A 24,844-nucleotide genomic window follows, 5' to 3' on the forward strand; every position below is an offset into this window, starting at 1 on the left:
TTGGCCATTTTTCCTCCATTGCCTGCTTAGGCTTAGCGGCGTGGATCTTCGTGTCCGCACGAAACGTTAGGCAAATGAATGATTTCACCGCCGAATCCTTCGGACTGCATGACTCTGGCCATCTGTTCACGAGACGGAATAACGATTCGTCCCATCAACTGGCAGCGAGCCATCAAATGCAAATCCCAGGGATTGAGCTGGAACATTACGTACGTAAAACCATCCGGCTTAGCCAGAGGTTCATTGTCGCGCGGTACTTGAATGAATCTGACGCCGACTGCCAGCAAACCGTGGCTGGGAGCCCAGCTCGATGCGCGCTTATGCAGATCGATTTTCAGATCGTATTCTTCCAATTCTGCTGTATTTTCTTCAGCAGTTTGCGTTTCTTCGACGCTTCCATCTACAACTTCCAGTGCCTCAAGTTTTGCCACGGCGGCAATTTGAGCAACCTGTCTGTAGGTGTCTGGGTCGTCGTTGAGATCGTCGCCCTCCGTCCACTCAGGATGATCTTGTTCCTCATCTGAAAGAACTTCATCCATGACCGGTTCAGTAACTTCTGCTGCCGGCTGTTCGTCTTCATCAACAGCGACATTTTCTTGTGTAGGCTGTGCCACCTGCAAACCGGCGAAGTATTCTTCAATGTTGACGTCTTCGCGCAATTCTTCCATGACCAATGGACCGTTGTCGATCATGTCCAATGTCGGAGGCGGATCAAGTCTGCCCGGTTGCAACTGGTTGCCGATGATATCGTCCAGGGTCAGGTCGTTGCTGTAGGTCTCAAGCGTGAAGGGAAAACCGTCTTCGGTATCCGCAAGATAGTGGGGTGTCGGAGTTTCCGACATCAACTTCTTCATCATCGGATCGAGGAACATGCCTTGTGGCGGCTCCTTGGGGAAAAGTCTCGTTTCACGAACTACCTTTCCGTCAAGAATGACACGCACTTCAATCGGCTCTCTGGAAGCAGCAAAGATTCCAAATGAACCGAAAGGAACCATTCGAAAATGGTTGGGCACGAATTCCTTCACATCAAAACCAAATGCCGGCATGCGATTACCGTCAACGATACCTACAAGCACCCGCCCGAGTGGCTTTTTATTTACTGAAACAACACCGCAAGGAAGCGGCGTGATTTCCGTTTTTACCTTTTTCATATTCACTACTCCTTTCATAACTTTCCGCGTTTTGTCGCGGGATTTTGTCATGCTTCGCAAAGGGCGCATGCAATGCGCCCCTACGAAGGCATGACAAATACAACACCACGGAAAGTCAGATGGCGGCGGGTTACCCTACAGCCAGCGTTCTTTGACCGTTTTGCCGTTTTCAGTGTAATACTGATACGGGCGCGGCGGTCCCCACGGACGGCCGTATGAGTCCGTCAGGATCTCCATCGTCAACAATCGCACCGGTCCGGTAAATCTCCACAGGTACCTTAGTGTTTGTCGGGCATAGCCTTCCTTCAAAGGTCCAAAGTTGGGATCATACTCGTGGCGAATTGTCGTGACGCCGGCGTTGTTATAACGACCGGTGTCGACCAATTTGATGTTCGGCAAAACTTGCAAGCCCGTGCGCAGGATCATTTGCCGTTTAAATTGATCCTTGAAGTAGTCGTAGGAGGCTACCGTTTGGATAATTTGCAGCATTTGCCATAGCGACGTTTGGCTTACAGGCAGTCCTGGGCCACCATAACCGAGCATGCCGATGAACTCTCGAAGCTTGATCTGATTCTGCCAAATGGAGACAACCTGATACATTTCTTCAAGTGATATAGGCATTCGATCATCTTCAAACACGAGGCTGGGATCCCAGCGGTGATTTTTCAGAGTGCCGTTTATTAGCATGAACATCTTATTGACCCAATCAAGAGCCTTTTTGTGCAAGCGCTGGAAGAATTCCTCGGTCAGGAAAGTATGGAAGAAGCGAGTGTCATCATACGTACGCGCTACTTCAAAGAGGAAGCTGCGGTCGTATTTCTTGACGGTTTCTTCCACCCACTCATCAGTCTCAACGATATCGCCGGCACGAGGTGTCCAGGTAACAACAGTCGCTTCTGGGAAACCACCATTAGAGTCTGCCGGTAACGTAATTGTCTCAACCGGATATTTTCCGGAGTCGACATCTGCTTGAGTCAATACCTTGAGTCTGCGGAATCTTACAACTTCGGTGCCGATCTCTTTCGAGTACTTCTCGTCGATGTAATTCCATATTTCCTGACCCAGCGAGTAAGGATCGCTAAACCAGTAAATAGGCCATGCGTCGTGCATGGTGTCATAACGAGCAGCATCGATCATGTGATCGAAACCAATATTGAGCAAGTCCAGTTCCGGCTCATGAGGCATTTTCGCGTCGACCCAGTGACTGAATCCTTCGTGCATGATTTTCGTCCGTCCAACAACCTGCGTACTGTAGCGATTTTCAAAACGAGTCATTTCAATGATTCGCCTTGCTTCATCGGGCAAGTGCTTGGTGTTGTCGGGATTCATCAAGAAGCCGAGGATATCGCTTGTAGGCAGGATAGGGTGACAGCTAAGCAGTCTTGCCGTGTCCCGAATTTCTTCAGCAAATTGCTCTTTGTCTTGCAGAGTATTTGCCAAAATGAACTTGTCTCTCAACTCATCCAAAGTTTGGATCAACTGAGCGCGCAATTCATCTTCCGGAACAGCATCCTTTGGAGTCGGCAGTTCGCCTGAGTGGTGCTCCAATGCGTGAGCCGCATCAGCATAATACTCATACCTATCGGCACCCCAGTTGCGGTGATCGGCCAACAGTCCATCAACAAAAGCTTCGTCCTGAGCAAACTTCTGCAAACAAGACTCTGCTTGTGTCTCGGCATGCCAGAGGTTGTTATGGAACAAATGAACGTGACCCATCCAGGCGTGAATAATCACGAGGATGTCCATCATCAAATCATTTGTGTCGCCAAGTACAACTTCTGCCGGATTGGAAATGGTGGCAAATTCGAAGACGTGCCCCGTTTGACCACCGCGCCGCTGTTGATAAGCAGCTTTTCCGTACCACCAGGCCTTGCGGCTGACTGGAATACCGAGCGGATAGATAAGATCGTCCATCAGCTGAATGTCTGACTTTTTGCGAAAAATCGCCCTGCATGGCGCACAACCATAACGATCTCCAATTGCCTTGATTCTGGGCAAGAGCACCTGGAGGTTGCGTACGCGTTGTGCCTGCAAAGGATCGCTAGTTAGAATTTCACTATGCATAATTACGCACCTCCATTGGCGGTCTTGTCCTTGTCCATGATTTGCTTCATGGCTTCAGGCACTTGGTCCATGGATGAGATTTTGGCAATACCCACATGCGACTTCACATCGGCAGCCACATTTTGCGCAGCTTGCATGCCGCTGGATTGCCAACTGCCACCGCCCCAACCGTAAGTGTCGATTTCCAGGTATCCAAAGTAGTTGAATCCTGTTCGGAGCATCTTCTCGATAAGCGGCGTTACCTCGGAGGCCGAGTCGCCAAATCCATCGGTCGCATGCAGACAGTAAGCATTCCAATCGGGTCCGAATTCATTGCGATAGATTTGCAAAACCAACTCGTGAGAAGGTGCAAATGCAGTACCGCCGTCTTCAACCACTCGGAAGAAGTCTGCTTCACTGGGGATTCGGTAAGCCTTGTGATTGTGAGCGATGTATACGACTGTCACATCCTTGTATCTTGTGCGCAACCAAATAAGGTTGAGCAAGAAGAAGAATTTGGCAATCATCATTGGTTCACCGCCCATTGATCCCGAGACATCAAGCTCGAAGAAAACAACGGCTTTGGAATCCGGTTCCCACTTCTCTTCCACACGCGTGTAGCGTCTGTCGACCTTTTCAAAAGGAAATTCAACAGGTGTGGGGATTTTGTCAGGCGACAAGTCGGGATAATCTTCCGGGCGCGTATTTATTGCTGCGCGGAATCGTTCAATCCTTGCTCTTGCCGTGGCCAACTTATCCAAACGAGATGTCGGTCCTTGCTTTTTCAATCCTCGCTTTTTCAATGTATAGACAAGCATCTTGTCCATATCAGTTGCTTTGAGGAAGGGCAAGTCGAACAGCAACGCTAGGAGCTCGAGAAACTCTTCATAACTGATTGGCATATAGACGATATCAGCATCGTCTTCGCCGGCTTCTTGTCCTCCGCCGCCGCCACCTGGCTCATCACGACCAGGCCACCATGAAGGTTCTTCAACATCAATAGGTACTTCAATATCACCGAAGACTCCATCAGGAAGCCATGCGGGACGAGAAGGAATCCACTGGCTGGCAAATGTTCTGGCAGCAAGATATACGTTTCTAAAGATATCGGAATCGCCACGAATGATCTTCTTCAAGATGTCTTTTGTTATATGTGGCTTTGCGCGCCTCATAAACAATTCGCGGTCTTTGATTGTTCTGTCCAAGTATGGAGGACAAGGCAGCACGACAGAAGGACGCTCACGCTCTGGGTTTTCTTCTACCCACTTAGCCATAAGCGCTTTCCAGCCATTATTGTTTCCCGGATCATTTGCAGCATCCGGTTGCGCAGGGGCCTTCTCTTTAGGCTGCCTTTTTCTCGGTTGCGGTTTCTTATTACCTGCAGCCTTTTTCTTTTTGTTATCGTCACTCATTGGTAGACCTCCTTAATACGCGTTCAAAGCGCGCTTAAAGCCAATTCCCAAAAGAAACGCACCTGTCATTCTGAGGAGCGGCGTAGCCGCGACGAAGAATCTCACGCGTTGAAGACGTGAGATTCTTCGCTTCGCTCAGAATGACGAAGATGCGTTCTCAGACCTTGACTAAGCAGCGCTTAGATCATGAGGTCTTTAGTTGGTCAGGAAATCGCGAGTCGTAGCTACTTCTACTACCAGCTTTTCAGCACAGTAGCGGCAGTAACCGTGATTTCTCACCAATTCCGCTTTCGCGTTGTTGAGACGCTTTTCTTCCTCGGGACTCAAGTCGGAAACACCGACAACGCCGGTGATGTCCTTCGCTGTGCGAAGCACGTAGGCTTCGATGCAGCGTCTCAGTCCTTCATGGACGTCATAACGTGGCTCTTCGCCGCCGTGCTCAGACTTGTAAGCATCGACTGCGACCAACACGTTGGTGCGGAATTTGTCGGCCTGGGCAGAATTGATCTGCAGCGAATCAGCTCTTTCAATTTCTTGCAGGAACTGTTCCATTTGCTGCGTGGTCAAATACTGTCCACCTGGAGCCGGTCTGCCGCGACCGATTGAACGCAGGAAGCCGAGGTACTTCAAGAAGAACTGTTGGCAGAGATCTGCGAAGTTCTCGATGAAAGCAGCCTTGTACACCTTCGTCAAAGCAGGGCGACGGACTCTTCTTTCGAGGAAGCCTTGGAGCCAGCTGATGAGCTGTTTCTTGTGCTTCTCTTCGATACGCGGATCCTTGGCCACTTTGCGGATGACGTAGTCGCGAATTTCGGAAACGGTTACGCACGGTGCGGAACGCTTGCCCATGTCGAACTCAGTCCGCGCCTTGGCGCAAAGTTCACCAATCCAGGTATCTACTTCACGAGGACCGATACCTTCAAGACCTTCTGTCCACGGTGCCATCTCCATGAGAGTGCGTGGATTGAGTTCAGTACCCATGCCCGGCTGGCGAATAATTTCGCCGTCGTATGCACGAAGAACTGCATCTTCATCCAATCCGCGCTTGCTGTCCCAGTGAATGTGGCTCGACACAGCGAACTTACCAGTGTACTGATAAGTCAGCGGTTCCAAGTGGCAGAAAGACTTGCCATCGGGATCGCTGAATTCGCTGGCGTTGTACAGTTTCTCGGTGATCATTGCACGCTTGGACGGCTGCAGCGGATACTTCAAAGGAATCCAGTGCAAGCGGTCGTTGTGCGCTCTGTGATCAGGATTTTGATAGAACTTGTTCCATTGCTCGTCGTTCGAGTGAAGGATGATCATACCTTCCCAGCCTACGCCGTGCTGCCAGAAGTTCTTCAGCGGAGCAGGCAATGCCAGACGCTGACCTTCCAGAGCTTCCAGCAATACGCGGAAAGCTTCATCCGGGTTACGGAATCCTTCAGTGAGGATGAGCAAGCGACCACGGTTGAAGGCGCCGGAGAGCGAGACTGTTCTCGGGTCACGGTCGCTATAGAGACCGAGCGATCCGATGTCTTGTTCACCGTACCATTCCTTGGTGTCGAAGTTGATCGGTTGAACTTCCGATACGTCGACGATGCCATGTCCTTCCGACATGAACATGTTATCGAGCGGAAGTTCGAACAACTCAACAGCATAGTTCGCATCGAACTTGCCATATTCCTTGTCGAACTTGGTCTTGCCGGGCAGCGCATTCTTAGCAGAAAGGCCGGCCGCTTCAGCGACTTCGGAGTCGATAAGGGTGCAACCAAAGAATTCGCCCATGACGAGTTCTCTCGACCACGGATCTGGCTTGACCAGAGCATCGCGAGTGGATTTCGGCAAGCCGAGACCATACACGACGATGGAGACGAAGTCGTCCTGGCTCTTCAGCACAACATTGGCCAAGTCTTTCGACGTCAGCTTCTGGTTGGCCTTGAAACCATGCTTTTTCTTGATCTTCACAACTTGCTTGTGATCAAAATCAAGCGCAGAACTTTCCGAGAAGTCGAGTTTCTCGATCATGTCGGTCAGTTCAGTGAGCATCTTGTCGCGACGACGAGCTGTCTTGCGAGCAGCAATGTCGAAGAGCAAGAAGAGCGCATTAAGTGGATTCGACCACATCGGGCTACCTGCAATGTACGGAATTGGCTCACGCTTGTGCATGACCACGTATTGCAAGTTGTTGATGAGATCGGACTTACCGGCACCAGGTGCACCAGTTATGGTGGCAGCCTTTTTACGTGCACGACCACCCATGGCTGCCTGATAAAGGTAGCCGGTGACAAAGTCATGCTCGAATTCGTCGATACCGAAGAATGGTCCCAAACCAGGATAGTTGGGGATTTCTTTGCCTGTAAGACGAAGGCTTTCTTCCACGTTGCTGTAGTCGACGCCTTCGCGCATAACGAGACGGTATCCTGCGGCGTGAGTACATTCGACATATGCCGGGTTCTCTCTTACGACTTTGAGGAAGTCTCTGAAAATCGGCTTGAGTCCTGGGAACGGATACGGAAATGGATCTTCCGGCAGGAACATCTGCGGGTGCGATTCCCGAGTGAATGTGAGGCTATTGCTAGACATAATGTATACTCCTTACAAAATTAGCCCTTGTAGGACCACACTGTTGTACGTTTGGCGTATTCGAGTACCGGTTTGAGACAACCGTCGCAATAGCCAATGGATTTGAGCTGCTGCACAGCAGCTGCTTTTTGTTCTTGTTCTTCCTCAGAGAGGTTTGAGTCGACTTCCGTCATCAGAAGCTTCTCGATGGTTTCGCTAATTCCTGCATCCAGTTTGGCTGCAATGGCAATAGCAAGCTCCGGAATCGTCTGCCAGTTGTCCTCGAACTTGGGAAGCGGTCTTTCGTCTTCCTCGTCGTTGTCGGGCTTAGTTGCGGCAAGTTGTTCCTTTGCTTGGGCCAAGAATCTGCTACGCGCATCGTCGAGAGCCAACATCAATCCGGCACCACGGAATTTCTTTTCTTCTGTGGTGAGACCTTCTGTTTGCAATTTGCCCAACCGATAACGGTCGAGTTCATCGAGCAATCTCTCATTGACCGGGATGTGATCGTAGAGAGGATGCTTCGCCGTTGGCTGTCCTTTACTGAAAGCAAGTGCATGCAGTTTGTAGTCGTCGTACAACTGTTGAGCTTGCGTATCGTAGTGAGGAGAGAAAACGCGCACAAATTGGTCTTTGAGAAGTCGACGCAATTCAGACTCGATGAGATCCGGACTTTTGCCACCGAAATTGGATGCGGTGCTATAACCCCTTTGAACGCCAAGCCACTTCAAGCAACGTTCATACGTTTCCTTCTGCTCCTTGGTTTGATTGGAGTTATTCAACTTGTTGGAAATGGCAATCGTCAGAAGCTGCAGCACTTGTTGTGCGCTTATACACTTGTGTTTACTCTTGAGAGCAAGCGAATTGATGCTGCTCAAAAGACCAAGCATGAAGCGCATGTCGAGTCCTGTCAGACCTTCATCAGCTCCGGAAACTTTCCACAGAAGACCAGGTGACACTTGCGCGTCGCCTGTCAACTTAACTGCATCCTCATTCTTGTTCGATGACGAACTAGAGCTGGAAGACGAGTAGCTGGAGTAGCTGCCTGAACTTGACGAAGACCAAAACTCAGCCCATCTCGAGGGATCGAGAGGTTTGACTTTAATCTTTTCGCCTTGATACAAGCGAAGCTTTTCCATTGGGTGAACAAAATAGTCACCCTTGTCCGGTGGTTTGAAGCGACTCAACACCGCCAGCGTGGCAATCAATTTGAGTGCCAGCGGATCAAAGTGGGCCACTTCACGATAGCCATCCATTGTCTTCTGATACGCTCTTTCCTCTTCCACGCGGACGAGGTTGTAGGGCAACTTCAGAAGGATGCAACGACTAGTGAACGCTTCCTTATCGGGAATTGAATCCAACCATTCGGCCATGGCTTTGGCATTTGTCGTGAAGAAAATCACCGCGTCGAAAGGACTTGGTGCAGGCGGATCTACACAACCGTCTTCGTGAACACCAGGAAGACGTCTGTATTGCGGTACATCCAAAAGAATGAGCCGCTGGTCTGCTTTTCCTTGTTCTGCTGCAATTTTCAGAAAGCCATCATTCATGCTGATGAAACCACGTTGCGCCTTGCGCAATGCTTTCTCCAACGGCGTATCCTGACCTGGCTTCCATTCTTGAATGCCGCCTGTGTAGTTGGACAAGCGAATAACTTCCACTTCGATGTCTGCCAAATTCGGTGATGCATTTGGATGATCGATGTCACCCATCACCTTCTTATGGCAGCACTGACATGGACTGACAGCCGTGCGCAGCATCTCGTAAAGGCGTTCGCCCAAACCAGATTTTGCCGCGAAGACTTTCAGCATCTCCGGAGTTATTTCATCCATCTTCAAAAGGTTGAGTGGGTTTTCGTGCTCGGGACAACCTTTGACGGCATAAACCTTTGCGTGCTTAACAAGCGCGTCAATGATGCCGTCCTTGAACAGGTCTTTGCCGGAGCCGGTTCCACCTTCAACCACCAGCATTTGATAAAGCTGTGCGCCATTGGCTGCAGCATTGCTCAAGCTGGAGGCAATTTGTGTTTGGAAACGTTGACTGCCTGCCACGCGACTCAACGCTTTGAATGAGACTATCCCTTGCTCGCGAAGCATCTCCAGATAGAGACGCATCTCCGAATCTTTCGGATAATCCTCTGGCTTTTCAATGCCCATGTCTGTGAGACATCTCAGAACTAGTGCCGGAGCCGTGTCATTACGTTCCGGGTTGTCATTAAGTTCCTGCATGTACTTCAACAGCGACATGGAATCTTCGACCAGAGGCTTGAGCGCAAAATCGTCTTTGCTCAATTGCTCTTGATGCTCGGTCATTTTGACCTCCTTGACAAAATACGAGGCAGCCACCACTGACAACCGCCCGATGAGTCACAACGCTGTCGCGATTACCCCTTTGCAACCGCGGGAGAATACTTATTGAGTTACTGCGAGTGTGGTTGCCAGACTTGTTCAAAACGGCCATGCGATGGCGGCTGAGCGTTATCTGGGCTCGCTAAATTCCTGTTTTGCTTTCCACGATGAAAGACAATCGGTAGAACCGATGGAAGTACTAGATATTTTGAAATTGGAAATAGGCGCTGGGTGCTTCTAAATGCGAATTCTCGTGTGAGCCGTAAAGGAATTATTTAGATCCCCACCGTAGCTCTCAAGCACCATTGAAAGCAACTATATACTTTCTATTTATTAGGAGTTCTTGGCATGATGTACTAATTCCAATCAAGTTGAAATTAGCGCAGCTATTCGCTCCTGACAAGCCAATATCCTTGACATACACCAACTGATGCGCGCCGTGAGTGAAACCACTTATTCATGACAACTGGAAGCGTTGAACTTTTTCGCAACTTTTACGTATTAGAGATAGAGGCCCTGTCATTTCGAGCGAAGGGGCGCAGCCCCGAAGTCGAGAAATCTGCAACCGCTGATCGAAGTCCCCGTTGTAAGACCAGCAACTGGTAACCAAAACGATGCGCACGTACTACGTTTACATCATGTCAAGCTACTCGCTTACGTTCTATATCGGCGTGACGGGAAATCTAGAACGAAGAGTCAGTGAACACAAACAAAAAGTCAGAGATGGCTTTACAAAAGAGTATGTTGTCAACAAGCTTGTCTATTTTGAACCTTGTAACGATGTTCATCTTGCACTTGAACGAGAAAAGCAACTTAAGCGGTGGAGCCGAAGCAAGAAACTTGAGCTAATCGGAACTATGAACCCGTACCTCTGCGATCTATCACTTCATTGGTGACTCGTAGCAGATTTCTCCACTTCGGAAAAGAAGTGCCCGACGACACATTTAGTGTCGTCTCCTTGGTCGAAATGACAAAGCAAGAACAGCATCCTCCGGTCGACAAACCGCTACACATCCTTCGACAAAACAAGAAAACCAACACAACGGACTTCTCTACAACCAAGTCAGGCTGCACGAAGATCCTCCTTCACCCGACACACGTGAAAAACGGGCGCATGCAATGCGCCCCTACCACCCATAGGCCAACCGCGCGAAGCATTAAGCATGTGTTTTGTAGATCGAAAACATATCTATCGTTCACGCGAATTGAGCTAGAGTGGATAAAACCTAGTAACCATGAGGATTTCTTCTTGGTGTTGAACTTGTTTGCGCACACTCAAAAGCAGTATGTTTGAGTCATAGTTCCGGCATATTTCCATACCAATTGTGAGTTCCACCTTATCCAAATCAAAGCGATAAGTCGTCGATTCAAATAACACTCAGTGACTAACTCTCACTAGAAATTCCAGAGAAATTCTCTGGACAGACAGGTATTGAATATCCGCCAATCTCTCACCTCCGGCTTTCGCTGGGGGTGTTTTTGTTTCACCCAAAATTCAAGGACCGATTATATGAAGAAAGAAATCCCCACCATGTTTGTGATGGGGCCGCTCAATGTCGGTGAAGCACATGATCACAACAGCATGCGGTCCCAATTTGAATTTGATCAGTTTGCCAAACAATGTCGCAAGGCAAAAGAAATTGGCGCTGAAGCAATAAGCACTGACGTCTGGTTGGGAATTATCCTCAAGGAAATCTCATCTACCAGACCTAACAGAAAAGAAATGCGCGCTGTGTTTGACTGGTCGCACTACGATCGCATTTTGCAAATCGTTGTCGACGCTGGTTTGAAGTGGGCACCTATCCTTTCCACTCACCACTGCGGCGGCAACATCAATGACAGCGGTTGGATTCCTCTGCCTGATTTCCTCTGGACTTACCTTGCTTCCAAGACTTGCTCCGGCAGATTGGAATCAGTGCGGTTTGTCAGTGAACAAGGCAACGCCAGTTACGAATCCGTATCTTGCTGGGCAACACATTTGTTTCTGCCTTTGCTCAAGCAAATGTTTCGATCTTTTAGAGATCACTTCGGCAAACAAGCAAACCACATCGTGGAAATCAATTTCAGTTTGGGACCTACTGGTGAACTTCGTTTCCCCAGCTACAACCAACACGATGAAGGAACTGGTTACCCCAGCCGCGGTGCGTTGCAGTGTTATTCTGAATTGGCTCTAATCGATTTCGAAAAACAAATGCTGGCTAAGTACGGCAGTGAAAAAGCTGTGTTCACAGCTTGGGATTCTGCGTCTCGCCGCATTGCTCCACCTCGCCCGAACGAAGTTGACGCGTTTTTCCAGAGAGGCGATCACATCAATACTCAGTACGGACGTGACTTCTTCGACTGGTACCAGGATTCGCTAATCAAGCACGGTCGCCAAATCATGACCAGCGCTATAAAAATCTTTGCCGCACGCAAGTCTCCATTCAAAGGAGTCGATCTTGCAGCAAAGTTGCCTGGCATCGGTTGGCGCGTTGGACATTGGACTGACAGAGGCATCACCTACGCAGACCGTTTGGCAGAACTTGCCGGCGGTATGCTGCGCACAAGCGCCAACACTGATTGGGTTAAGGAAGGAAATGGGGGCGGCTACAAGCCAATCCTCAATCTTTTCCTTGAACTCGATCTAGTTGCACGTGGCGCAGGTAGCCGCGTCATCCTGTACTTCACTTGCTTTGAACTAGACGACGGTCATAGTGGCAATCACGAAGAAACACACAACTGCTTGCCCGCTCACCTTTGCCATCTGGTTGGCAGAGAAGCGAAGCGTCAAGGAATCATCCTTAAGGGCGAAAACGCTCTGGGTTGGAAACTCTACCAGACCGATAGCTGGAAGCGCATGATCTCTTACTTGCCTATCAAAGGCGGTTTTGGATTGGTTGAAGGTTATACCTTCTTGCGCATGTCCGACATCGTCTTCAACGAGCCGGCACTCGATGGCTTCAAGCTAATGCGTTGGGCTATCGATAACTGCTTGGAAGACGAGTAATCGTTCAGTTTCCCCAGGGAATTTGAGGAGAGCACTTAGGCGTTCTCCTCTTTTTTGCTCTGCAATCTGAAGAGGGACGTATGGAAAAATATTTTGTTTATCACGGACACTTCTACCAACCGCCGCGTGAATGCCCGCAACACGGCATCATTGAAGACCAGCCATCTGCTGCCCCTTTTCCCAACTGGAATGTGCGCATCAACACCGAATGCTATCTAGCAAACGGTCAAGCGCCGATTCTCAATCAAGATGGCAGCGTCTTCAAGAAAATGAACAACTACGCTTGGACTAATTTCAATTTTGGTCCGACGCTTTTGGATTGGCTGAGGCAATACGCTTACAAAACATATGACCTGATCATCGAAGGCGACAAGCAAAGCCTGCAAAGACTGGGACATGGCAATGCTATTGCTCAAGTCTATAATCACATGATTATGCCGCTGGCAAATAGCGTCGACAAAAAGACGCAAGTTGTCTGGGGCAAAGCAGACTTTCACCAACACTTCGGTCGCGATCCAGAGGGCATGCACTTGGCGGAGACGGCGGTAAACATCGAATCGCTTGAAGCATTGGCAGAAGAAGGAATTAAATACACCATTCTTGCGCCACGACAAGCAAAACGCTGGCGCAGACTTGATGGAAAAAATTGGCGGTCTACTGGCGGCATTGATCCATCGCGTGCGTATGTTTGCAATTTGCCTTCCGGAAAATCGATCAACATCTTCTTCTACGATGGGCCAATTTCGCAAGCAGTCGCCTTTGAGCAATTGCTATCGAGCGGTGAGCGATTCCTAAACCGCATCTACAGCGGCTTTAACGACAAGCGCAAACACGACCAACTTGTCCACGTGGCTGTCGACGGTGAAACCGCAGGGCATCATTGGCGATTTGGTGAAATGTGTCTTGCTTGGTTGTTCAACCATCTGGAAAACAATCCAGATGTGCAAGTGATCAACTACGGCACCTATCTGGAAAAGCATCCGCCCGAGTGGGAAGTGGAAATCCACGAAAACTCCAGTTGGTCATGTGCGCACGGTATCGAACGCTGGCGCAGTGACTGCGGATGCAAAATGCGCAGCGACTGGCATCAAAGATGGCGTGCTCCTCTTCGCGAAGGTCTCGATGACTTGCGTGTAAAACTCGATCACATATTTGCTCACAAAGGCAAGGAATATTTTCTTGACCCGTGGGCAGTGCGCGATAAGTACATCGAAGTGGTGTTGAACGCATCGCAAGCAAATTCATTTGCCGCTCGTCACTTTCTACCTTGCGCCACCGGCGACAAAGTACAGAAAGGCTTCGAGCTTTTGGAAATGCAACGCTACGCCATGCTGATGTTCACAAGCTGCGCCTGGTTCTTCGATGACATAACAGGACTCGAGCCAACTCAGAATCTTCGCTATGCAGCGCGAGCCATTGAATTGGCTGCGCAGTTTAGCGACGAAGATTTGGAAACGGAATTGCTTACACACCTGTCAAAAGCAGAAAGCAATATCACTGGTGACGGTGCAACACTTTGGAAGCGCATCATCAAACCGGGTTGTGACCGAGTCTAAATACGAAGAAGCGAGAATGAAAATCCCCTCGCTTCTTTTTTAATGATTTGTACTATTGATTGTAGTATTACAACATACAAAAAAGAGCGCATGCAATGCGCCCCTACAATTCAATTAGTCCACAGTACCTTCGCGGCCGTAGTCGTCGGAGTAACGCGTAATATCCTCTTCTTCAAAAGACGTGCCAACCTGCACTTCAATCAACTCAACAGGTTCATTCCCACGACAGCAAATACGATGCTTCGTTCCACGCTTAACAAATACATGTTCGCCATAACCGAAATCACGCTCGACGTCATCCAATACCACAGTTGCAATCCCAGCAATAATCACCCAGTGCTCATCACGTTTAGTGTGACTCTGGTAACTTAGACGTTCACCAGGATTTACCACTAAGCGTTTGACCTTCGCAGTTTTTTGATCATCAAGAATGAAAAAACTTCCCCAAGGTCTGTCTGTTCGATTGTTGTCGCCGCTCACTGTTTTTTCCTTGCCGTGTTTTGTTAATCCTAACACCCTGGCAGCCACATTAAACTTCGCCGGCCATTTTGAACTTTTTGAACCACTTGACCGTCTATAGATAACCAGCCGAAATTCAGGAGGAGCAGTTTGATGAAAGAGGATGTCATATGCTATCATAATGATAGCACCCATGCCGGTACAACAAAAATGCCCAACTTACTTATACGCAATGTGCCTATTAAGACCATGGCTGCCCTCAAGGCGCGAGCAAAGAGAAACAATCGCTCAGTTCAGTCCGAGATATGGGAGATTCTGGACAACACGGTTAAGGCAGACGATGCCGAGGCAAGTTTTTGGGAGCTGGCAGCGAAAATACGGGCAAAGCAAAAATACAATCCCAAGTCCGACGTGACCAAGTTAATTAGAGAGGACCGCGATAGATGAACGCTTTCGTCGTAGATGCAAGCGTTGTTCTCAAATGGTTCGTAAACGAACCAAATAGCGAACGTGCTGTGGCACTCAGGCAGGAAAATAAAACAAGGATTGCTCCGGATTATCTTCTCCTGGAGTGCGCAAACGTCGTTTGGAAAATGGTGAGACAAAAGCGTCTAACAAGTCAAACAGGAGAGGGAGTCATTGACTCGCTCAACAGATTGCCAGTAACCCTTCACTCAACCGATCGTTTCCTTAAGCGAGCTTACAAGCTTGCTGTCGAGCTCAACTCCAGCGTTTACGACTGTTTCTACCTGTCCGTAGGTCTGACTTACGATTGCCCACTAGTTACAGCTGACAAACGTCTTTACAACGCGGTCAAAAAATCGGCATTTCAGGACTACGTGCAACTGCTATGACTTTCGAAACCAACCCAGTTGTCAATAGTCATTAATGAAGTTTGTTGACATGTTGTTTACGCCAAAATCTAAAACTTCAAAATGCCACCACCGCCGCATTTTATCCTAGATGTCAGTGATAAATTAGCATTACCCCTTGACGACCAGGCTTTGAATTCGGCGAGCCGGGAACGATCTGGCTGTAAAGAGCCAATCGGGGTAACCCAATGCAATCCAAAAATCATATCGTCCTTCTAAGTTGTATGTTCTTGCTGAGCGTAAACGCAGCAAGAGCAGAATTCACACTCGATGCTTCTACAAGCTCGAGTCCAAGGACGACGCTTGAGGCTACTGCCGGTGCTAAGTCGGAGTTAGAACTCGAAGCAGGAATTTCTTATTCTCAATACGAAGCTAAGTTATCGAATCAAATAGATAACTTGTTAGAGACTGCTCTCAAGAATAATCCACAGATGGAAGCTCTCGATAAATTGGTCAAGAAACATCGCTCATTGCCGCAGCGCACACTAGCTCAGGCAAAAGACGCGGGACAATTTCTATTTTGCTACCAAGGATTTGCTCCATCGTCAGAAGCTGCTGATGTAATTCTCAATGAGAAGCTCAAACTAAATAATAGAGGCGCTGTCGAATACGCCAGACAAAAGGTAATTGACGAAAATCATTTAGCTATCTTCAGAGCAACACTGCAAATTGCGCGCGGACTTGGCGACAAGCAACCAGACAGAGCGCAACAAACAATTGCCTCAGGCAGAGACAAACTGAAAACTCTCGTTGGCGAAGAAGAAGCGGACAAGACTGTAAAAATGATGACCAGCTGGAATAGCCGTCTGGAAATTCCAGAATCTGCTTATGCTGCTCCAATCTGGGACATAGACGAACAAACAGCAAAATTGCAAATTGCTACAACAGGTGCCAAAGAATCAGACGCCGTTGTTGAAGGCGTAAGGAAGCACTTGCATAAATACAATCAAAAGAGTGCAGCTAGTCGAGCCACAGGTCGCGTCGTCGAGACTATCCTGGGAACAGCAACGCTGGCGCCAAACGTCATTGGACCGGCGGCCCAAGTGGCGATGATTTCATTCCAGCTTGGCACAGGCGGTACAGAGCAAGCCAAAATGGCTAAGTCCATTTATTTGGGCAAGCGCCACGAAAGCCGCATGGCAGTAATTAACGAAGAAGCACATCTAGCCCTGACCAATTACCAGCTGGCTGTGGCAATGCATAATTCAACATTGCTGGCATTCACGCAACTAACCCTGCAAAAGATCTCGGGCAAAAAAGCAGCCCAAGAAATTTTCGGCTCAACTGTGCTTATTGGCGACGGACCTGCACTTCCGGAATTGCCGGAAAGCACTACCGTGAAACCCGAAGCCAACACATCGCACTTACCGGAAACCAAAAACAACGGTTAGGACACAAACTCTGACTCCTTCTAGCTAGCTGGTATATATCGTGCGGACGGGAACCGTCCACATAACGGACGATTTCCGGTAATTTTTTGCCCTGCTACTATGTAGATTGTGCGTTGATGCTTGGTCGGGGATGCTTGATGAACGTGCCAAACAGCGGTGCTCTGGAACAAAAGAGCACGCTGGAAACACTTCCAAATGTGTTACATTTTAAGAACTGTTTTTCAAGGTTCTGAGAACGCTGGTTACTTGGTAGGCTCATTCAGATCAGTCAAGAAAACACCTTTCAAAACACGTACTTGAATTGCGTACATCATCTCTAAATCAACTTCGGACTCAGCATCGGCCAGCTGCGCTAGGAAAATTGTCGCGTTTCCATTGGGAAAAACACGACTGCATTTCAAATGACTTATTAATAGAAATTGGAATTGCACTAATACTAAATAGTAAGTTGTTCTTCTGTGCTCTTTTAAATAACACAAAACAGGTCTTTGCTTAACCACTAAATTTCAAAGCCAGCAAAGCAATTGAAGCTCTAAGCGCTGAAATCATAGCGTGGGAGATAGTCCGGCTTCAGCTTTGCAGGTGCTGGCTTTGCACGACCAAAACTTGCACAACGTGAACACACACGGAGAAACAGAAAATGCCTAATCCAGAACTTCCTGCCGACAATTCAGAAGAGGACGAAGACGGCGTCATTAGCCAAGAACGACTCAAACAAATAATTTCTGAAACAGCGCATCCAACTAAGTTTCGGGATGCCTGCGTGAAAATGTTCGAGAAATACAAAGCACACATAGCCGACCATTTCCAGTCGGGTCCTTCCTATCCGCCCGGTCGCGGACAGCGGTTCCATAAATAGTCACAGTCCAGAGGAAACCACCAAATGATTATATGCGTACTCATCAGCGTCCTCTGTTTAATGGTCTTTGCTTTCAACATACTAAGCAAAGCCTATGCCGAGGACCCTCAGGAAACCTTCGAGACCCAATTCACAGCAGTCACCGAAACCAAGCAACGCTGCGAGGAAGTAATTTGCCGCAATGAGACAAAGCTTACCTGGATTCGAGCAATGCTGGCTGCTTTCAAGCTAGACGAAGAAAAAGCATCCTGCCAACTTGAACTGGCAAGAGACGCTGCAGACAAAGAAGACTTTTCGCAAGCAATGATTCACTTGCGAAAAGCCGCCAACTGGTATGAGTCCTACCACAAAAGGCTCAGGGCAATATACAGACTTGATCAAGTCCCAGTGCCCCCAATTCCCGTAATCGACGACTAGATTACGAAGTCCACAACGGAATCACTTAACGGTCCACACCGCCATTTGTGTGGGCCGTTTTTTCTTTAAATACACCAGATAAGGAATAACACAATGAGAAAAAACATTCTTACATCGCTTTTGACATTTGCTGTGGCAGCTTCCGCCTGTTTGCTCACCGCCTGCTCTTCCCCTGCACTGCCGGAAGTAGATATCGGCGAGCGCACTTCTAAAGTCGGTTGGATGGATGGCGAAAAGAAAGACAGAATCACTCTTAGCGCATCCGACGTCGCCTTCGGCAGCCCTACTGCGCCGGTGACAATCACACGTACCTACGGTCATGGCACTCGCGATGCTGAGCAAATTTATCGAATCAAAAGTTCAGCAACAGCCGACTTCGTGCCCAGCCAAAAAGCGTACATGATTTGGGTCGACTCGGCTTTGTTCAGTTTTGAGACGCCCTATCAGATAAACAAGCTGAACAGCAAACCAAGTGTGACGATAGGCAAACCCACCAACACATCAGGTTTCTACGAAGTTAGTGGTGGTCGCCAATTCAAAATCGGTCGGGTCTCGTTTGACGGCAGCACTTTGTCCGTACATGTTGTTCGACAATTCTGCCGCCAAGGTAAATACGTCGATGAGTACTTTAGTGATTCAGTCGAAACAATCGCCGAATACGTACAGACTCAAAACGGCTGGATGTTCTACATGGGCAGCCAACTGTACAAAGTCAACCAAACCAAAACATCTGTTGACCCTCTGTACAGCAAGCCGGCAGTCGACTTGGGCATTCGTCACGACCTCGTATCAGGACAAGACAACGAAGACAGAAGCAAACGCGAAGTCACCGCAACTGGTTGGAATCTTGATCAGACCCGTCTGGTTGTGGACACCAAACAGCACTACAAACACGACACTCGATTTGAAACCGAAGTCTACGTCGTCGAGCGCGAGCTATACGCCGTTTACAGCAGCCTCTATGAAGGCTGGGTGGTTGAAGTAAGTGGCGACACCTACCTCTTCGACATCGATGGTTGCCGTTCGCAAGACGCAACAAGAGACTCCAAGCTCAAGTTTGCAAATGTTCCAGCGGAGTTGAAGCGCCCGTCGAAAAAGACCACCTGCAATCCCAAACCGGAGCAACCAGCACCGAAACCGCCCGCGGAAAAGCCCGAAATAAATGCAGGTCGCCTCACTGAGAAGATGCAAAACTTCGACAAGGAAAACATGGACAGACGCAAGGTAACGCCGTTGAAACTAAACGACGAAAACAATACCTACGACGTCATGGTCACGCGCCACTACGTAAACGTATCCAAAACCGAACTCACAAAGTATTACATCCAAAAACAATTGGATGCCAAATACGACGCGAGCAAGCGCGGATATGTCCTGGAAGTCGGCAAAGACACTTACGTGATCACCAAGTCCGGCAAGATCCGCCAGCAATAAGTTCACTCTAGAAAACGTAAAGCCGCCGGCAAGGATTCTTCCGGCGGCTTTTTCCTTTCACACTTGGGAGACAAAACCATGCCTAAGAAATCTAAATACAGTACCCACCTTGAACCTTGGATAGTGAAAGAACTACGCAAAATGCAACGGAAACACGGCACTATCGAAGTCATCTGCAATGGAGGGACGTTCAGTCCAATTCACCTCGGTCACTTGCTTGTTGCCCAAGCCGCAACAGAACAGTTCGGTATTCATGCAACTCTGTGGATTCCCAACGGCGATCCACCGCACAAGAAAAACGTGCTTGATAAAGAGCACCGAATTGCCATGGTAAAGAAAGCGACAAAATCCAATCCGCACTTTTTTGTAACTCGCCTGGAAGCAGATCGTCCCGGCAAGTCGTATACAAATGAGACGCTCAAACAGCTTAGCGAAGAATTGGGACCAAACGTACACTTCAATCTTCTTTTCGGAGCGGACAACATTTCGCAGCTTGCAGGATGGGACGGCGGACAGGACTATATCCGTCAGTGTCGATTGCTGGTTGCATCCAGAGATACCGGCGATACAAGCGGCGGGCATCACGACGAAATCGTCGATACGTGGCGCAAACAATTGCCGGGTTATGACATTGAACGCATCAACTGCCCGATGAATTCAATATCAAGCACAACGATTCGTGAGTTGATTGCACAAGGACGTTCAATCGAATATTACGTACCTGCCGGAGTCAACAAATACATTCGTAAACACGAACTTTATCTACCACAAACCATTCTCAGCGCAGCGAGGTAACTAACATGGACTGTTGTTCTTCTTATATGGCACCGCAATGGTTGCTCAACCTCTTATCGTTCTTCTTCTTCTCCGGATTCGGCTTTTACATGTATCGACTAATTGCCGCGCAAAAGGTAAAGTCTGTATACGGATATGCCGATTGGGAAAACGAAATCGGTCACGGCATCTGCATGCTTTCCATGGCATCAATGCTCACGCCCAATCTACTGCCGATACCGGCGACGGCTTGGACTTACATCCTCGGCTTTGGCTGTTTGTGGTTTCTGACCAGAGCGCTCACATGGGGACGCAAACTTCCGTACAACATTTGGTGGTGGGACTGGGCACATGTCGGTATGCTCGGCGGCATGGCCTTGATGTTTCATCCTGTTGATCTGGGAGCCTGGTTTGTATTTCTTCAGCAAGCTTTCTGGCTTTGGTTTGCCGGATATTACAGCTATGAGCTTTATCATGATCTGAAGCATCCGAAGTTGTTCTATCTGGGCTCGGACATTTCTCACCTTTCGATGGGTGTCGCAATGTTTGTAATGACCACGTGGCCGATGGCATTGATGCCCAACATGGATCATTCAATGTCCAGCACAACGTCGAACGCTACGCCTGCTATGATGTGCAAAGCTGAATCAGGCTTACCAGGAGACATCCAATGACATCACACAAGGATCCGGTCTGCGGCATGACCGTAGAACCTCAATCAGCAAAGGCCCAAGTTGAACACTTGGGCCAGGTGTATTATTTCTGCTACGTCGGCTGTGCTGAGAAATTCAAGGCGGATCCGTCTGCCTATCTTGATCCAAATCGCAAGGAAAAGCTCGCAAAAGCTGCTGCAAATTCAGGTAGCGGCTACACCTGCCCGATGCATCCGGAAGTAGTAAGCGACAAACCCGCAGACTGTCCCTTGTGCGGCATGAGCTTGGAAGCAATGATGCCTGGTGACGATGAGGCAGCAAAAGCCGAAGTAGTGGAAATAAAAAAACGCCTCTTCGTAAGCGCCGCACTTGCAATTCCAATTTTTGCTCTGAGCATGTCACACATGCTCGGCATAAATATCATTGATCATGCTGCAAACAACTGGTTGCAATTTGCACTGACAACACCTGTTGTTTTGTGGGCAGCGCAGCCGTTTATTCACCGCGGCTGGCAGTCAATGAAAAACAAAGCACTGAATATGTTTACGCTATTGAGTCTGGGAATAGTCATTCCCTATCTCTACAGCGTCTATTCTCTGTTGGCGCAAGCTCCAATACTTTATTTCGAATCAGCCGCAGTAATTACAACACTTGCCTGGTTCGGACAGTTACTGGAAGCAAAAGCAAGAGTGCAAAGCGCAAGCGCCGTGAAAGAGCTTGTTTCACTCATGCCATCGGAAGCAACCGTCGTCTTGCCTGACGGCAGCCCCCTGGTGATGCAACTGGATCAAATTCCCATTGGTGCTGAAGTTCGCATCAAGCCCGGCGAGCGAATTCCCGTGGACGGCAAAGTGCTGGAAGGCGAAAGCTATGTCGACGAAAGCATGCTTACAGGCGAACCAAAACCTGAACCGAAATCTGCCGGGACACTGGTATCAGCAGGCACACTTAACGGCAACGGCAGTCTGCTTGTAGAAGTTCAACACATCGGCAACGACACCTTGCTTGCACAGATAATTGCCTTAGTCAGCGAAGCCCTGCGCAGCAAGCTGCCAGTGCAAAAGCTGGTCGACAAAGTAGCGTCTATCTTTGTACCATTGGTAATTGCAATTGCGGTACTTACATTTGTCGGCTGGGTAGCCAACGGCATGCCTGCCGTGCAAGCAATGACAATGGCTGTTGCAGTTCTAGTAATTGCCTGCCCCTGCGCACTCGGACTGGCTACACCAATGTCCGTCATTGTCGCAGCCGGACGCGCCGCCAAAGCTGGTGTGCTTTTCAAAGACGCTAGCTCGCTGGAAGCTTTGTCGCACATCAACACTCTCGTCATAGACAAAACAGGCACGCTTACCGAAGGCAAGATGAGTCTCAAAGAAATTGCAACCATGGGAACAATTGAAGAGAATCAACTGCTTGCGCTGGCTGCGGCCCTTGAAGCACACAGCGAACACCCGCTGGCTAATGCAGTGCTTACCGAGCAGCAACAACGCAATGGCGCAGTGCTCGCCTGTGATAACTTCAAAATCTTTGCAGGAGAAGGTGTAAGCGGCATCGTCAACGGACAGGAGATCAAGGTAGGCAGCAAGTCCTTCGCCGGTACTGATACAGAAGACAAATCGGAATCCGACAAGACGGAAATATTCATCAGAGTAGACGGAAAGTGTCAGGGAAAACTACACTTTACCGACAAACTACGCCCGGATGCAGTCCAGTCCATCAAGACCCTGCAGAAGAATGGTATCACCGTCGTGCTTGCCACGGGAGACAAAGAAGGACCAGCAAAAGCAATTGCTGCCGAGGTTGACATTACGGACATACGCTGGGGTCTCATGCCTGCCGACAAGGGAAATCTTGTCAAAGAATTGCAAGGCAAGGGATTGGTTGTAGCAATGGCCGGCGACGGCATTAACGATGCACCAGCGCTAGCTCAAGCAAATATCGGCATCGCCATGGCAACAGGCACAGGTGTAGCCGTTAGCAGTGCTGGAATTGTTCTGCTCAACAGCGACATTGCCGGCATCGTGCGCGCGCACAAAGTAAGCAAAGCAATGCTCGCCAACATAGCTGAGAATCTATTTCTGGCATTCGGCTACAACGCCCTTGCCATACCTGCTGCTGCTGGTCTCTTGCTACCACTTACCGGTATCGCTTTAAATCCAATGGTAGCCGCTGCCGCCATGTCACTCAGCTCTGTATCAGTAATCGCTAACGCTTTGCGCTTACGCGGTCTCAAGCTGTAGGTTCCATCAATGTAATTCAACAATCCAGATCACTTTGTCATTCTGAACGAAGTGAAGAATCTGCCGCGCGAGCAGCACGTGTTATGTAAGTGAACATGCACTGCGTTCAGACGCGGCAGAATCTTCTTCTGGCACTCATTGTCCGAATTCAATAACCCAGGCGCAGAAACGCAGCGTTCTACCTTGCCTTCACACAACAACATGAGGTGCTTTTACTATGACATCAGAGCAAGCAGATGATCCCGAAGAGCAAATTCTTCTGAATGCGATAAAAGAGTGGGGTAAGTCCGAAGAAGGACAACGCGCAATCCGTGAAGCATTTGAAGAGATATTCGCGGAGACAAAAAAGGAAAATGCAGAACAACGAAAGTTCCGCAAAACACTTAGCGCGCTTTTGAAAAAGCGTATGACCATTTAGCCTTTCTAATAGCGTACTTATATCGGCATGTCTCTAATGAGAACGGATCACTCGCGGGTTGTTTGTTCTCAGTCAGCGCGTGCAGGAATGAACAATCACAACAATATTAGGAGAACTAACGTTATGACTACTAGACAAACCAAAAGCATTGAAGACTTTGAAGCGCAGTATCGCGATCTGGATAAGCGAATAAAGGATGCACTAGACAAAAAAGACAGGGAGATGATCTGTACCGATGGACTTGGAGCTGTTGGTCAAGCCATGGACTTAGTTGTCGCCGCGCGCGAGTTGAAGGCTGTAGAACAGTTGCTGGAATTGGCAAAACTGCCACCGGAAGCTATCACGTCGGCCTTAGCTGAGGTTATTCAGCAGCAACTCAAAGCGGCAGAAAGAGAACTAAAGTCCAGCTAAGCCATAAATTCAATCGGAGACTATGACCATGGAATATGAAAAATCGAGGCATCAACAAAGCGAGAAGGAAATCAGAGCGGGATTATATTTTGTCGTTTTACAGGAATTCGTTCCTGAAGGATCCCGCGGTGGCATGCCTCTCACATTAAAGGCCGGAGATTATTTCTCCATACAAGAAGTGCAGGAAAATGGATTTCGTGTTCATTCCGGCAGTATGTCCGTGTATGTAGACAATACTCAAATAAAGCCCTTCGGAAAATTGGTGGCGACTGAAGAAGAGGCTATTCGCGATACGGAAGAACTAAGACGCGAGCGCTTTATCAACCGGTTTGGCTACGAACCAGGTCTTTCAAAATTGGGCGATGTTCGTACATCACAAATCTTGGCTATCAGTTGTGGATCGTCAGGCTATCAGGACTGGGAGATTTACTTTAGCGAAAAGTCAAAGTGCATTGAAGTGTGCGTAGAGGGTTGCAACGGTGCAACATACACCAGTCGCGAAAAACCAGACGGATCAACGACTCTTCATCCTGAATTGGATCAAGCATTTCAGTTGCTCAGGAAAGGCGAGTATAAACACCCGGATCCGGATAGGCATGAAAGAAGAAGGCTTGCAACAAATGCCTGGATGCGTGCGTTGGACGGACGATAGGACCATCAGCATCCGCCGCGACGTACGAAGCACACAAATCCCTTTCTCATTCCGAAGACTTTAACCTGAGGAATCTTCCAGCAGATCAATGAAGTTCGCTAAGACGCGCATTGACTCATCAAAAATCTAACCCTTGACGAACTGTTGCCTCATTTAAAAACTAACCCCAGAAGGGGGAAAGAAATGAGGTTAAAGATGAGCAAACGGGGAAGGCAAGAGCTGCT

Annotated in this window: 22 protein-coding genes; 15 read left to right on the top strand and 7 right to left on the bottom strand. The window is 48.7% G+C overall.

Annotation, left to right across the window (positions count from 1 at the left end):
• Positions 1 to 32: 32 nt before the first annotated feature.
• The 5 genes from K2Y22_14660 to K2Y22_14680 form a co-directional block, all read right to left on the bottom strand.
• Complete coding sequence (locus K2Y22_14660) at positions 33 to 1,151, bottom strand: hypothetical protein (GenBank protein ID MBX9879696.1); 1,119 nt, start codon at positions 1,149 to 1,151, stop codon at positions 33 to 35.
• A 135-nt stretch (positions 1,152 to 1,286) separates the two neighbouring features.
• Positions 1,287 to 3,215 carry a SpoVR family protein gene (locus tag K2Y22_14665; protein ID MBX9879697.1) on the bottom strand — a complete coding sequence of 643 codons (1,929 nt, stop codon included), beginning with the start codon at positions 3,213 to 3,215 and terminating at the stop codon, positions 1,287 to 1,289.
• A 2-nt stretch (positions 3,216 to 3,217) separates the two neighbouring features.
• A complete protein-coding gene (locus K2Y22_14670) occupies positions 3,218 to 4,606 on the bottom strand; it encodes a DUF444 family protein (protein MBX9879698.1) in 1,389 nt (462 codons plus the stop codon).
• Positions 4,607 to 4,801: 195 nt separating this feature from the next.
• Positions 4,802 to 7,171 carry a hypothetical protein gene (locus K2Y22_14675; protein ID MBX9879699.1) on the bottom strand — a complete coding sequence of 790 codons (2,370 nt, stop codon included), beginning with the start codon at positions 7,169 to 7,171 and terminating at the stop codon, positions 4,802 to 4,804.
• Positions 7,172 to 7,191: 20 nt separating this feature from the next.
• Positions 7,192 to 9,462: a hypothetical protein gene (locus K2Y22_14680; GenBank protein MBX9879700.1), complete on the bottom strand. Its 2,271-nt coding sequence runs from the start codon at positions 9,460 to 9,462 to the stop codon at positions 7,192 to 7,194.
• A gap of 650 nt (positions 9,463 to 10,112) precedes the next feature.
• Between K2Y22_14680 and K2Y22_14685 the strand changes: the two genes are divergently transcribed.
• From K2Y22_14685 to K2Y22_14695, 3 genes are all read left to right on the top strand, one after another.
• Positions 10,113 to 10,394, top strand: coding sequence for a GIY-YIG nuclease family protein (locus K2Y22_14685; GenBank protein ID MBX9879701.1), 282 nt, complete (start codon positions 10,113 to 10,115; stop codon positions 10,392 to 10,394).
• A gap of 614 nt (positions 10,395 to 11,008) precedes the next feature.
• Positions 11,009 to 12,484: a family 14 glycosylhydrolase gene (locus K2Y22_14690; protein ID MBX9879702.1), complete on the top strand. Its 1,476-nt coding sequence runs from the start codon at positions 11,009 to 11,011 to the stop codon at positions 12,482 to 12,484.
• An 80-nt stretch (positions 12,485 to 12,564) separates the two neighbouring features.
• On the top strand, positions 12,565 to 14,040 hold the full coding sequence (locus K2Y22_14695; protein MBX9879703.1) for a DUF3536 domain-containing protein: 1,476 nt from the start codon (positions 12,565 to 12,567) through the stop codon (positions 14,038 to 14,040).
• Between the two features lie 114 nt (positions 14,041 to 14,154).
• Here the strand turns inward: K2Y22_14695 and K2Y22_14700 are convergent, their stop codons facing one another.
• Positions 14,155 to 14,556 carry a phosphomannose isomerase type II C-terminal cupin domain gene (locus tag K2Y22_14700; GenBank protein ID MBX9879704.1) on the bottom strand — a complete coding sequence of 134 codons (402 nt, stop codon included), beginning with the start codon at positions 14,554 to 14,556 and terminating at the stop codon, positions 14,155 to 14,157.
• Between the two features lie 96 nt (positions 14,557 to 14,652).
• Between K2Y22_14700 and K2Y22_14705 the strand changes: the two genes are divergently transcribed.
• The 3 genes from K2Y22_14705 (at position 14,653) to K2Y22_14715 (ending at position 16,762) form a co-directional block, all read left to right on the top strand.
• Positions 14,653 to 14,946 (top strand): hypothetical protein, encoded by a 294-nt coding sequence (locus tag K2Y22_14705; protein ID MBX9879705.1) that lies wholly within the window; start codon positions 14,653 to 14,655, stop codon positions 14,944 to 14,946.
• On the top strand, positions 14,943 to 15,353 hold the full coding sequence (locus tag K2Y22_14710) for a type II toxin-antitoxin system VapC family toxin (protein ID MBX9879706.1): 411 nt from the start codon (positions 14,943 to 14,945) through the stop codon (positions 15,351 to 15,353). Before K2Y22_14705 ends, K2Y22_14710 begins: the two co-directional genes overlap by 4 nt.
• A gap of 206 nt (positions 15,354 to 15,559) precedes the next feature.
• Positions 15,560 to 16,762 carry a hypothetical protein gene (locus K2Y22_14715; protein ID MBX9879707.1) on the top strand — a complete coding sequence of 401 codons (1,203 nt, stop codon included), beginning with the start codon at positions 15,560 to 15,562 and terminating at the stop codon, positions 16,760 to 16,762.
• Between the two features lie 242 nt (positions 16,763 to 17,004).
• On the opposite strand, the gene K2Y22_14720 is transcribed toward K2Y22_14715, so the two are convergent.
• Complete coding sequence (locus tag K2Y22_14720) at positions 17,005 to 17,262, bottom strand: hypothetical protein (GenBank protein MBX9879708.1); 258 nt, start codon at positions 17,260 to 17,262, stop codon at positions 17,005 to 17,007.
• A 140-nt stretch (positions 17,263 to 17,402) separates the two neighbouring features.
• Between K2Y22_14720 and K2Y22_14725 the strand changes: the two genes are divergently transcribed.
• The 9 genes from K2Y22_14725 to K2Y22_14765 all read left to right on the top strand — a co-directional run bounded on the left by K2Y22_14725 (position 17,403) and on the right by K2Y22_14765 (position 24,620).
• A complete protein-coding gene (locus K2Y22_14725; GenBank protein ID MBX9879709.1) occupies positions 17,403 to 17,621 on the top strand; it encodes a hypothetical protein in 219 nt (72 codons plus the stop codon).
• Between the two features lie 24 nt (positions 17,622 to 17,645).
• Entirely contained in the window at positions 17,646 to 18,038 is a 393-nt protein-coding gene (locus tag K2Y22_14730) for a hypothetical protein (protein MBX9879710.1), read from the top strand.
• Between the two features lie 93 nt (positions 18,039 to 18,131).
• Entirely contained in the window at positions 18,132 to 19,472 is a 1,341-nt protein-coding gene (locus K2Y22_14735; protein MBX9879711.1) for a hypothetical protein, read from the top strand.
• Positions 19,473 to 19,550: 78 nt separating this feature from the next.
• Entirely contained in the window at positions 19,551 to 20,267 is a 717-nt protein-coding gene (nadD, locus tag K2Y22_14740) for a nicotinate (nicotinamide) nucleotide adenylyltransferase (protein ID MBX9879712.1), read from the top strand.
• 5 nt (positions 20,268 to 20,272) lie between these two features.
• Complete coding sequence (locus K2Y22_14745; GenBank protein MBX9879713.1) at positions 20,273 to 20,920, top strand: hypothetical protein; 648 nt, start codon at positions 20,273 to 20,275, stop codon at positions 20,918 to 20,920.
• Positions 20,917 to 23,139: a cadmium-translocating P-type ATPase gene (cadA, locus tag K2Y22_14750; GenBank protein MBX9879714.1), complete on the top strand. Its 2,223-nt coding sequence runs from the start codon at positions 20,917 to 20,919 to the stop codon at positions 23,137 to 23,139. Before K2Y22_14745 ends, cadA begins: the two co-directional genes overlap by 4 nt.
• 217 nt (positions 23,140 to 23,356) lie before the next feature.
• Positions 23,357 to 23,557, top strand: a complete 201-nt coding sequence (locus K2Y22_14755; GenBank protein MBX9879715.1) for a hypothetical protein — start codon at positions 23,357 to 23,359, stop codon at positions 23,555 to 23,557.
• 123 nt (positions 23,558 to 23,680) lie between these two features.
• The gene (locus tag K2Y22_14760; protein MBX9879716.1) at positions 23,681 to 23,968 is read left to right on the top strand and encodes a hypothetical protein; all 288 of its coding nucleotides are present in this window, start codon (positions 23,681 to 23,683) and stop codon (positions 23,966 to 23,968) included.
• Between the two features lie 133 nt (positions 23,969 to 24,101).
• Positions 24,102 to 24,620, top strand: a complete 519-nt coding sequence (locus tag K2Y22_14765) for a hypothetical protein (GenBank protein ID MBX9879717.1) — start codon at positions 24,102 to 24,104, stop codon at positions 24,618 to 24,620.
• The last annotated feature ends 224 nt before the right edge of the window (positions 24,621 to 24,844 follow it).

This window comes from Candidatus Obscuribacterales bacterium, assembly GCA_019744775.1.
In the GTDB taxonomy this organism is placed as follows: Bacteria; Cyanobacteriota; Vampirovibrionia; order Obscuribacterales; family Obscuribacteraceae; genus SBAT01.

Bases quoted from the DNA above. Each gene is read 5' to 3' on its own strand.
- K2Y22_14730 (MBX9879710.1), top strand. From the start codon at position 17,646: ATGATTATATGCGTACTCATCAGCGTCCTCTGTTTAATGGTCTTTGCT.
- K2Y22_14670 (MBX9879698.1), bottom strand. From the start codon at position 4,606: ATGAGTGACGATAACAAAAAGAAAAAGGCTGCAGGTAATAAGAAACCG.
- K2Y22_14735 (MBX9879711.1), top strand. From the start codon at position 18,132: ATGAGAAAAAACATTCTTACATCGCTTTTGACATTTGCTGTGGCAGCT.
- cadA (MBX9879714.1), top strand. From the start codon at position 20,917: ATGACATCACACAAGGATCCGGTCTGCGGCATGACCGTAGAACCTCAA.
- K2Y22_14685 (MBX9879701.1), top strand. From the start codon at position 10,113: ATGCGCACGTACTACGTTTACATCATGTCAAGCTACTCGCTTACGTTC.
- K2Y22_14660 (MBX9879696.1), bottom strand. From the start codon at position 1,151: ATGAAAAAGGTAAAAACGGAAATCACGCCGCTTCCTTGCGGTGTTGTT.
- K2Y22_14755 (MBX9879715.1), top strand. From the start codon at position 23,357: ATGACATCAGAGCAAGCAGATGATCCCGAAGAGCAAATTCTTCTGAAT.
- K2Y22_14665 (MBX9879697.1), bottom strand. From the start codon at position 3,215: ATGCATAGTGAAATTCTAACTAGCGATCCTTTGCAGGCACAACGCGTA.
- nadD (MBX9879712.1), top strand. From the start codon at position 19,551: ATGCCTAAGAAATCTAAATACAGTACCCACCTTGAACCTTGGATAGTG.
- K2Y22_14690 (MBX9879702.1), top strand. From the start codon at position 11,009: ATGAAGAAAGAAATCCCCACCATGTTTGTGATGGGGCCGCTCAATGTC.
- K2Y22_14765 (MBX9879717.1), top strand. From the start codon at position 24,102: ATGCCTCTCACATTAAAGGCCGGAGATTATTTCTCCATACAAGAAGTG.
- K2Y22_14760 (MBX9879716.1), top strand. From the start codon at position 23,681: ATGACTACTAGACAAACCAAAAGCATTGAAGACTTTGAAGCGCAGTAT.
- K2Y22_14705 (MBX9879705.1), top strand. From the start codon at position 14,653: ATGAAAGAGGATGTCATATGCTATCATAATGATAGCACCCATGCCGGT.
- K2Y22_14675 (MBX9879699.1), bottom strand. From the start codon at position 7,171: ATGTCTAGCAATAGCCTCACATTCACTCGGGAATCGCACCCGCAGATG.
- K2Y22_14695 (MBX9879703.1), top strand. From the start codon at position 12,565: ATGGAAAAATATTTTGTTTATCACGGACACTTCTACCAACCGCCGCGT.
- K2Y22_14710 (MBX9879706.1), top strand. From the start codon at position 14,943: ATGAACGCTTTCGTCGTAGATGCAAGCGTTGTTCTCAAATGGTTCGTA.
- K2Y22_14745 (MBX9879713.1), top strand. From the start codon at position 20,273: ATGGACTGTTGTTCTTCTTATATGGCACCGCAATGGTTGCTCAACCTC.
- K2Y22_14715 (MBX9879707.1), top strand. From the start codon at position 15,560: ATGCAATCCAAAAATCATATCGTCCTTCTAAGTTGTATGTTCTTGCTG.
- K2Y22_14680 (MBX9879700.1), bottom strand. From the start codon at position 9,462: ATGACCGAGCATCAAGAGCAATTGAGCAAAGACGATTTTGCGCTCAAG.
- K2Y22_14725 (MBX9879709.1), top strand. From the start codon at position 17,403: ATGCCTAATCCAGAACTTCCTGCCGACAATTCAGAAGAGGACGAAGAC.